8 protein-coding genes are annotated in these 8,003 nt (G+C 71.9%); 2 read left to right on the top strand and 6 right to left on the bottom strand.

Translation table 11 applies throughout. From position 1 onward, the window contains the following. Positions 1–123: 123 nt before the first annotated feature. From ACZ4W5_RS15670 to ACZ4W5_RS15645, 6 genes are all read right to left on the bottom strand, one after another. Positions 124–1,161 carry a GDP-mannose 4,6-dehydratase gene (locus ACZ4W5_RS15670; RefSeq protein WP_360229472.1) on the bottom strand — a complete coding sequence of 346 codons (1,038 nt, stop codon included), beginning with the start codon at positions 1,159–1,161 and terminating at the stop codon, positions 124–126. A gap of 222 nt (positions 1,162–1,383) precedes the next feature. Beyond that, the gene (locus ACZ4W5_RS15665; RefSeq protein ID WP_360229470.1) at positions 1,384–1,917 is read right to left on the bottom strand and encodes a pyridoxamine 5'-phosphate oxidase family protein; all 534 of its coding nucleotides are present in this window, start codon (positions 1,915–1,917) and stop codon (positions 1,384–1,386) included. 184 nt (positions 1,918–2,101) lie between these two features. Then, on the bottom strand, positions 2,102–2,995 hold the full coding sequence (locus tag ACZ4W5_RS15660) for an ABC transporter permease (RefSeq protein WP_402490555.1): 894 nt from the start codon (positions 2,993–2,995) through the stop codon (positions 2,102–2,104). Further along, positions 2,955–3,878, bottom strand: coding sequence for an ATP-binding cassette domain-containing protein (locus ACZ4W5_RS15655; RefSeq protein ID WP_465654962.1), 924 nt, complete (start codon positions 3,876–3,878; stop codon positions 2,955–2,957). The genes ACZ4W5_RS15660 and ACZ4W5_RS15655 overlap by 41 nt, the downstream gene beginning before the upstream one ends. Then, complete coding sequence (locus ACZ4W5_RS15650; protein ID WP_465654960.1) at positions 3,875–4,357, bottom strand: MarR family winged helix-turn-helix transcriptional regulator; 483 nt, start codon at positions 4,355–4,357, stop codon at positions 3,875–3,877. Before ACZ4W5_RS15650 ends, ACZ4W5_RS15655 begins: the two co-directional genes overlap by 4 nt. A gap of 163 nt (positions 4,358–4,520) precedes the next feature. Further along, on the bottom strand, positions 4,521–4,724 hold the full coding sequence (locus ACZ4W5_RS15645; RefSeq protein ID WP_402490546.1) for a cold-shock protein: 204 nt from the start codon (positions 4,722–4,724) through the stop codon (positions 4,521–4,523). Positions 4,725–5,205: 481 nt separating this feature from the next. Between ACZ4W5_RS15645 and ACZ4W5_RS15640 the strand changes: the two genes are divergently transcribed. Further along, on the top strand, positions 5,206–5,526 hold the full coding sequence (locus tag ACZ4W5_RS15640; protein ID WP_465654958.1) for an ArsR/SmtB family transcription factor: 321 nt from the start codon (positions 5,206–5,208) through the stop codon (positions 5,524–5,526). Positions 5,527–5,849: 323 nt separating this feature from the next. After that, a complete protein-coding gene (locus tag ACZ4W5_RS15635) occupies positions 5,850–7,922 on the top strand; it encodes a HelD family protein (RefSeq protein ID WP_465654972.1) in 2,073 nt (690 codons plus the stop codon). Positions 7,923–8,003 lie beyond the last annotated feature (81 nt).

Raw genomic sequence — 8,003 nt, 5'->3', positions numbered from 1 at the left:
GTAGTCTGGCTGGTGTCTGCTTGCACGGGTGGCAGGGCTTCTGAGAGCAGAGGTGGGGGGGCGCGCGGGGTTGCGGGGGCTAACCCCCCCCCCCCCCCCCCCTGCCGTTGCTCCCGGCCGGTGTCACCAGCGGGCACCGGCCAGCACCTCGTCGTAGTCGCGGGCCACCCGCGCCTGTTCCAGGTCGGACTCGACCATCATCCGCATGAGCTCGGGGAAGTCGACCTCCGGGTCCCAGCCCAGCTTCTCCCGCGCATTGCCGGCGTCGGCGCAGAGCGTCTCCACCTCGGCGGGTCGCACGAGCCCTGGATCGACCTCGACGTACTGCTCCCAGTCGAGCCCGACGCACTCGAAGGCGATCCGGGCCGCGTCCCGCACCGAGTGCATCCGCCCGGTGCCGATGACGTAGTCGCCCGGCTCGTCCTGCTGGAGCATCAGGTGCATCGCCCGGACGTAGTCCCCGGCGAAACCCCAGTCGCGGACGGCGTCGAGGTTCCCGAGCAGAAGCCGGTCCTGCAGGCCGAGCTTGATCTGCGCGACCGCGAGGGAGATCTTCCGGGTCACGAACTCGGCCCCGCGGCGCGGCGACTCGTGGTTGAACAGGATCCCCGAGACACCGTACATCCCGTAGGACTCGCGGTAGTTGCGGGTGATGTAGTGACCGTAGGTCTTCACCACGCCGTACGGGCTGCGCGGGTGGAAGGTGGTCCGCTCGTTCTGCGGGGTCTCCGCCACCATGCCGAACATCTCGGAGCTGGAGGCCTGGTAGAACCGGATCCGGCCGGGGCCACCGACGGCCCCGGCCGGCTTGTTGATCCCGCTGACCATCCGGATCGCCTCCAGCACCCGCAGCACGCCGGTGCCGTTGACCTCGGTGACGAGTTCCGGCTGCCGCCAGGACATCGGCACGAAGGAGATCGCTCCGAGGTTGTACACCTCGTCGGGCTGGATCGTGTCGACCGCCGACACCAGACTGCTCTGGTCCATCAGGTCACCGTCGACGAAGCGCAGCTCCGGGATCAACCGGCTGATCCGGTCCTTCCGCGGGTTGGCCTGCCCCCTGGTCAGGCCCCAGACCTGGTATCCCAGGGAGATCAGGTGCTCGGCCAGGTAAGACCCGTCCTGACCGGTCACCCCGGTGATCAGTGCACGCTTGGACATCCGTTCCCCTTCAGCCACTGCTCGCGGAGCGCTCTCGGCACGGCCAGCGAACCAGAGGAGGGGCTAAGGAATTTGCGAGACTTCCGGCGCACGCCGCCCAGAAATCGAACGGGACCAGCACCACCCGGACCGTCAACGTCGTCCAGACCGTCAACGTCGTCCAGAGCGTCGACGTTGACACCTGGGACGACATCACCTTCTACCTGGTGGCCTTGCCTTGTTCTAGGCCCGCTCCGCCGTCGCGAGGAGTTCGGCCGGATCGGAGGCGAAAACGGACATCCAGTGCGGGTGCAGCCGGTAGTAGACGACGTCGTGCTCCCAGTCGAAGGCATCGCGGCCGTAGAAGTCCTGGAAGTAGGCGAGGAGTTCGGGCCAGTCGGCGGCCGGCTCGCCGTCTCGGGGGTTGAGGATCTCGGCGGTGCCGTGGGTGAACACGCCCAGGTCCTCCCCGCGCAGGTGGGCGGCGCTGACAGCGGGCCGGGCGGCCAGGTGACGGGCCTTGGCGGCGGTGCGCGCGGTGCCGAAGTGCCACCTGCCGTGCAGGAAGTGGCCGTCCACGCCGCTGATCCGCGGCTCGCCCTTGGCGGTGACGGTGGACAGCGCGAGCGTGCACATCCCGGTGAGCACGCCGGTGAGCTGGACGGCGGTGAGGGTGCGCTCGCTGTTGATGATCGAGCGCAGGTGGGCGGTGGAGCGGGCGAGCGAGGTATCCAGGAGGTCCTGGAGGCGGGCGAGGTCGTCGGGCGTCTCGAGCATGGGGTCCCTTGTCCGTGGTACGTGGTCCCCGGCCGACGCCGTCAGCGCCGACCGGTCCCCCCTACTCTCGCGGCGAAACCCGACACCTGCACCTCCTTTCGCCTTTCCCGCCGGCTCCTTCGAACGGACCACCGGCGGTGCTGCTACTGACCTGCGTTCCCGCTCGTACGCCCGGTCGGCCGCCTCAGCGGGCCAGGCGGCCCAGGAGGGCGGAGGCGGCGGCGATGCCGGCGGCGGTGGCGGCGGCCAGGACGGCGAAGTCCAGGGGCAGGTGGGAGGGGGTGCCGATGAGCAGGCCGCGCAGGGCGTCGACCTGGTAGCTGAGCGGGTTGGCCTTGCTGACGGCCTGCAGCCAGCCGGGCATCAGGTCGACCGGGTAGAGGGCGTTGGAGCCGAAGAACAGCGGCATGGTGATGGCCTGGCCGATGCCCATCAGGCGGTCACGGGTCAGGACGATCCCGGCGATGGCCATCGAGAGGCAGGAGAAGAACGCCGAGCCGAGCAGCACCGCGACGACCACGCCGAGCAGGCGCAGCGGGTTCCACGTCATGGCGACGCCGAGGGCGGCGGCGATCAGGACCACGACGACGGCTTGCAGGACGGCTTTGACGCCGGCGGCGAAGGCCTTGCCGGTGACCAGGGCGGCGCGCGGGGTGGGGGTGACCAGGAGTTTGGTGAGGACGCCGGAGTCCCGCTCCCAGATGATCATGATGCCGTAGAAGATCGCGATGAACATCGCGGACTGGGCGATGATGCCGGGTGCCAGGTAGTCGAGGTAGGGGATGCCGCCGGTGGGGATGGCCTTGAGGCGGGTGAAGGTCTCGCCGAAGATCAGCAGCCACAGGGCGGGCTGGACGGCGCGGGTGTAGAGCTCGGTGCGGTCGTGGCGCAGCTTCTGGAGTTCCACGGCGCACATCGCGGCGACCCGGGCGGGCACCAGGCGCCAGCCGGTGCGGGCGCGCGGGGGCACCAGCAGCAGGCTCAGGTCCGGGACGCCGGCGGGGGTGGCGCCGGGAGTGGCGCCGGGGGTGGGCGGCTCAGCCGACGCGGCTGGCGGTGCGGCGGGTGCGGCGGACATCGCCGAAGTCTCCTTCCGTGGCGTCGGCCAGGTCACGGCCGGCGAAGTGGCGGAACACGTCGTCGAGGGTGGGTTCCTCGCCGCCCGGGACGGCCCGGCGGATGCCCTCCTTGAGCTCGGCGGGGGTGCCCAGGGCCCGGATCCGGCCGCGGTCCATCAGCGCGATGCGGTCGCAGTGGCGCTCGGCCTCGTCCATGTAGTGGGTGGTGACCAGGACGGTCATGCCGGTGGCCCGGCGTACGGCGTCCACGCGCTCCCACACGCCGGTACGGGCGATCGGGTCCAGGCCGATGGTGGGCTCGTCCAGGACGAGCAGGCGCGGGGCGCTGACCAGGGCCTGGGCGAGTTCGAGGCGGCGCACCATGCCACCGGAGTAGGTGGCGGCCATCCGGTCGGCGGCGTCGGTGAGGTCGACGGCGGCCAGCGCCTGGGCGACGCGGCGGGCGCGCTCGGTACGGGGGACGTCGAAGACCCGGGCGAACAGAGCGACGTTCTCCCGCCCGGTCAGCCCGGCGTCCGCGGACAACTGCTGCGGCACGTAGCCGAGCAGGCGCCGTACCTCCATGGGGCGGCGGGCCGCGTCATGGCCGAAGACGCGCACCATGCCGGGGCCGGCGGGCAGCAGCGTGGTGATCGCCCGGATGGTGGTGGTCTTGCCCGCGCCGTTGGGACCGAGCAGGCCGAAGACCTCACCGGTCCGCACGGTCAGATCGATACCGTCCACCGCGCGGGTGACCTTGCCACGGCCGTGGGTGAAGCTGTACTCCAGGCCCCGGCACACCACGGCCTCCGCCGCGGCCGACGCTCCCGCTGCTCCTGGCGTTCCTGCAGCTCCTGCTATTCCCGTGGCTCCCGGTATTCCTGCGGGTTCCAGTTCGGTCATCGCGGGTCCTCCTCGGGCAGGTCGCGCAGCCCCTGGGCGAGGGAGCGCAGCGCGGGCAGGGCGGCGGCCAGCGCGGCCCGTTCGGGGCCGGGCAGGCCCGCGACCAGCTCGCCGGTCAGTGCCCGGCGCCGCTCGCGCCAGGCTTCGATGCGCTGGCGGGCGGCCTCGGTGGCGTACAGCAGGGCGGCCCGGCGGTCGGCGGGGTCCACCTCGCGGCGCAGCAGGTCCTGGGCGACGAGCTGGTTGACGAGGGTGGAGACCGAGTTGCCGGCCAGACACAGTTCCTCGGCGGCGGCGGAGACCCGCAGTCCCGGGGTGTCCATCACCAGGTGCAGCAGTTCGACCTGGGCTCCGCGCAGCCGGGGCTGGTCCAGGCCCTGGCGCAGGCGGCGGCGCAGCATCCGCTGGATGCCGGTGAGGAGGGCGGAGAACTCGTCGGCGAGGGCGCCGTCGGGCGGGTGGGTGGATCCTGTCTCCATACCTCGATTTTAGCTCTCAGTGAGAGGTATCTGTCGAGGGGTGGGCGGGGGTGGACAGGGGCAGGCGGGGGGTGCACGGGAGGTGGACAACAGCAAGAGGCCCCGCACCGGCGCGTGCTCGCCGGTGCGGGGCCTTCGTGCGGGGCGTTCGTACGCCGCCCGGTCAGATCGCGCGGACCTGCTCGGCCTGCGGGCCCTTCTGGCCCTGCGTGATCTCGAACTCGACCGGCTGGTTCTCCTCCAGGTTGCGGTAGCCGCTGCCCTGGATCGCGGAGAAGTGGACGAACACGTCCGGGCCGCCGTCGTCCTGGGCGATGAACCCGTAGCCCTTCTCCCCGTTGAACCACTTCACGGTACCGGTGGCCATGCCGATCTCCCCTCGGGACGAAGGGGTGCGCGCTGCTGCGCACCCCTCACGGTGGTCGCGTCCAGGAACAGCACGTTCAGCAGTACCGCGGACGGCGAATCTCATGATCATGCTACCGACCCGTCGCCGCCCGCGTCCGGCTTTCACCCAGATTCGGCCACTCCCAACCGACCCACCCCGGCCGGGCGTTCGGACACCGGCGCCACGGCGCCGGCATGGCCTCCGACGACCTCCACACGTACTGCTCCTCGTCCGACCCCGCCCGGGTGGGCCCAGGCGCACGCCCGGGCGGAACGTGCGCATCCGGTGCACGACCAGTGTTGCCAAGGTGTTGCAGCGGGCGTGGCGGGGCCTCGTCCCGTAGTAGCGTCTGGCATGAAGTCGCGCACGGTGCGCGGCGATTGACGGGGGTTCGAATCGGAACGGGGGCCAGGCTTGGGAAGGGGTGGTGGGTGTGGGACGGGCACGCGTGACAGCGCGAGTGATCGTTCACCCCGGCGTGGAGGACGTCAACGTCCAGCAGGTGTTGGAGGCCCTCGCCGACCCGGCGAGGCGCAAAGTGGTGCACACCCTGGCCCACTCGGGCGCTGACCTGAGCTGTGGATCCTTCGACCTCCCCGTCGGACGCTCCACCTCCAGCCACCACTTCTCCGTCCTGCGCGCAGCCGGCGTCCTGCGCCAGTACTACGTCGGCACCACGAAGATGAACACCCTTCGCACCGAGGAACTCGAACAACGCTTCCCCGGCCTCCTGACCGCCGTCATCGCCGCCGCCGACACCGAGGCCCACAACACCCCTTGACACCCCCCGGCCCCCGGCCCCCCGGCCCGGGCGGGTCGGGGGCCGGTTGCCGGGGCGGGGGCCGGTTGCCGGGGCGGGGGCCGGGACCAGGGGCGGGGTGCCTCGCCGGATTTCCCCTTTTCCAGGTGCGCAATTGGCGGTGCACAGAATGCCGGAACAGCGGAATGGCGAAATTCCTGACACGCCACACCGCCCGGCAGCCGTGAATTCAGCCACCGGGACATATCTTCACCGGACAAGTCAAGACTTACCTTCGAAGAACTCCGGCCGTATGGTATGGCTCGAATCGAAGGAGCTCACCGTTGCCGAAGCCGTCGAAGACGATGAATGACCCCGCCACGCTCGCAGTTGACGCGGAGCGGGATTATGTGTCCTCCCTGTACGAGTTCCTCACCGAGCGCCTTTCCGAAGCCAGGGCGCAGCGGGCGAGCGTGCTGAATTCCCCGGCGGACAGCGCCGGCGAGGCATACGAAAGGGAAATCGCCGCCGAGCGGCTGGCCAAGGAGATCGGCAGGCTGGAGAGCACCGAAAGGGGGTTGGTCTTCGGGCGCATCGACTGGGCGGACGGCACGGCCCTGCGCATCGGGAGGATCGGCTTGCACACCGACGAGGACGACCTGCCCCTGCTCGTGGACTGGCGCGCGAGCGCGGCGCGGCCCTTCTACGAGGCGACGCCGGTCCACCCGATGGGCCTGCGGCGGCGCCGGCACCTGCGCCTGGACGAGCGCACGGTCGTCTCGGTGAGCGACGAACTGCTGGACGGGAGCGCCCCGACCGACGAGGACGTCGTGGGCGACGGCCCGTTGACGGAGGCCCTGTCGGCACGGCGAACCGGCCGGATGCACGCGGCCGTCGCGACGCTGCAGGCGGAGCAGGACGAGATCGTCCGTTCCGCACACCGCGGGGTGACGGTGGTGCAGGGCGGGCCCGGCACCGGAAAGACGGTGGTCGCCCTGCACCGGGCGGCCTACGTCCTGTACGCGTTCCCGCGGGCCGCAGAGGAGGGTGTCCTGGTGGTGGGCCCGAACGCCCGGTTCCTCGACTACATCTCCCAGGTCCTTCCCTCCCTCGGGGAGAACGACGTCGTCCTGGCGACCTGTCGGGAGCTGGCCGGGGTGTCCACGGGCGCCGTGGAGCCGTTCGACACGGCGCGTCTCAAGGGCGGCACCGACCTCGCCGACGCCCTGGCCGGCCTGCTGCGCGCCCACCAGGCCCCCGCCGGTGACTTCACGGTGCGGGTCGGGCGGGACGTGGTCCGCCTGTCCGCGGCGGAGGTGGCCACGGCCCGCGACGCCGCCGTCGCGGCCGTACCGGGGCACAATCCCGCACGCCGGGTGTTCACGGAACTCCTGGTCGACGCCGCCACCGACGCGATGCAACGGGACATGGGCGACCTCCTGGAGCGGATCGACGCCGACACCGTCGCGATGACGGGCCTGGACCTCGACAAGTTCACGGGAGCCGGCCAGCACCGAACCGAGGGTGCGGCCGCCCCGGGCCCGGCCCACGAGCTGGACCTGGACGCCGTCCGGGCCGATCTCCTCGACGACGCCGGTGTCGACCGGGCGGTCGAGGCGCTGTGGCCGCGGCTGGTACCCGGTGACCTCGTGAACGCGCTGCTGACGGACGCCGACGCCCTCGCCGAGCACCTGCCCCACCTGACCGTGCGGGAGCGGTCCCTCCTGCTGCGCGCCCCGGACGCCCCGTGGACCGATGCCGATGTGCCGTTGCTGGACGAGGCGGCGAGCCTGGTCGACGGCCCGCCCGAGCGGACGTACGGGCACGTCGTCGTCGACGAGGCTCAGGAACTGACCGCCCTGCAGTGGCGGATGATCGTCCGCCGCTGTCCGGGACGGGCGATGACGCTGGTGGGCGACTTCGCCCAGGCGGGCCCGGTCGCGACGGCGCGCGACTGGAAGGAGGCCCTGAGCCCCCACGTCGGGCCGCGGTTCAAGCTGCACGAGCTGACCGTCAGCTACCGCACCACCCAGGAGATCCTGGAGAGCGTCCAGGGCCTGCTGGCCCGGATCGCCCCGGACCAGCAGCCCACCCGGTCACTGCGGAGCGGCGAGGCCCCCCGCACGGGAGCCGCGCCGCCGGACGGGCTGGTCAGCGCCGTCGTCCAGGAGCTCCACGCCCAGAGCGCCGCGCACCCGGGCGAACTCCTGGGGGTGGTCTGCGCCGACATCAGGGTGGGCGAGCTGACGGCCCGGGGCGTCGCCGACCACGCACGGATCGTGCCCGCGTCCGAGGCACGCGGCCTGGAGTTCGACGGGGTCGTCGTCCTGCACCCCGAGGAGATCATCGCGGCCCGCCCCGGTGGGGAGCGGGACCTGTACGTGGCCCTGACCCGGGCCACCAAGCGGCTCTGCACGATCACCGTCCGGCCCGGGTGATCACCTACCTCGGGGGGGGGGGGGGGGGGGGGGGGGGGGGGGAGGGGGGGGGGGAGGGGGGGGGGGGGGGGGGGGAGGGGG

It is taken from the genome of Kitasatospora sp. NPDC029367 (genome assembly GCF_055569135.1).
This window is presented reverse-complemented; position numbering and strand designations above follow the sequence as displayed.

Coding starts and splice junctions, on each gene's coding strand:
- ACZ4W5_RS15665 (WP_360229470.1), bottom strand. CDS start 1,917: ATGCTCGAGACGCCCGACGACCTCGCCCGCCTCCAGGACCTCCTGGAT.
- ACZ4W5_RS15645 (WP_402490546.1), bottom strand. CDS start 4,724: ATGGCCACCGGTACCGTGAAGTGGTTCAACGGGGAGAAGGGCTACGGG.
- ACZ4W5_RS15670 (WP_360229472.1), bottom strand. CDS start 1,161: ATGTCCAAGCGTGCACTGATCACCGGGGTGACCGGTCAGGACGGGTCT.
- ACZ4W5_RS15635 (WP_465654972.1), top strand. CDS start 5,850: ATGAATGACCCCGCCACGCTCGCAGTTGACGCGGAGCGGGATTATGTG.
- ACZ4W5_RS15650 (WP_465654960.1), bottom strand. CDS start 4,357: ATGGAGACAGGATCCACCCACCCGCCCGACGGCGCCCTCGCCGACGAG.
- ACZ4W5_RS15660 (WP_402490555.1), bottom strand. CDS start 2,995: ATGTCCGCCGCACCCGCCGCACCGCCAGCCGCGTCGGCTGAGCCGCCC.
- ACZ4W5_RS15655 (WP_465654962.1), bottom strand. CDS start 3,878: ATGACCGAACTGGAACCCGCAGGAATACCGGGAGCCACGGGAATAGCA.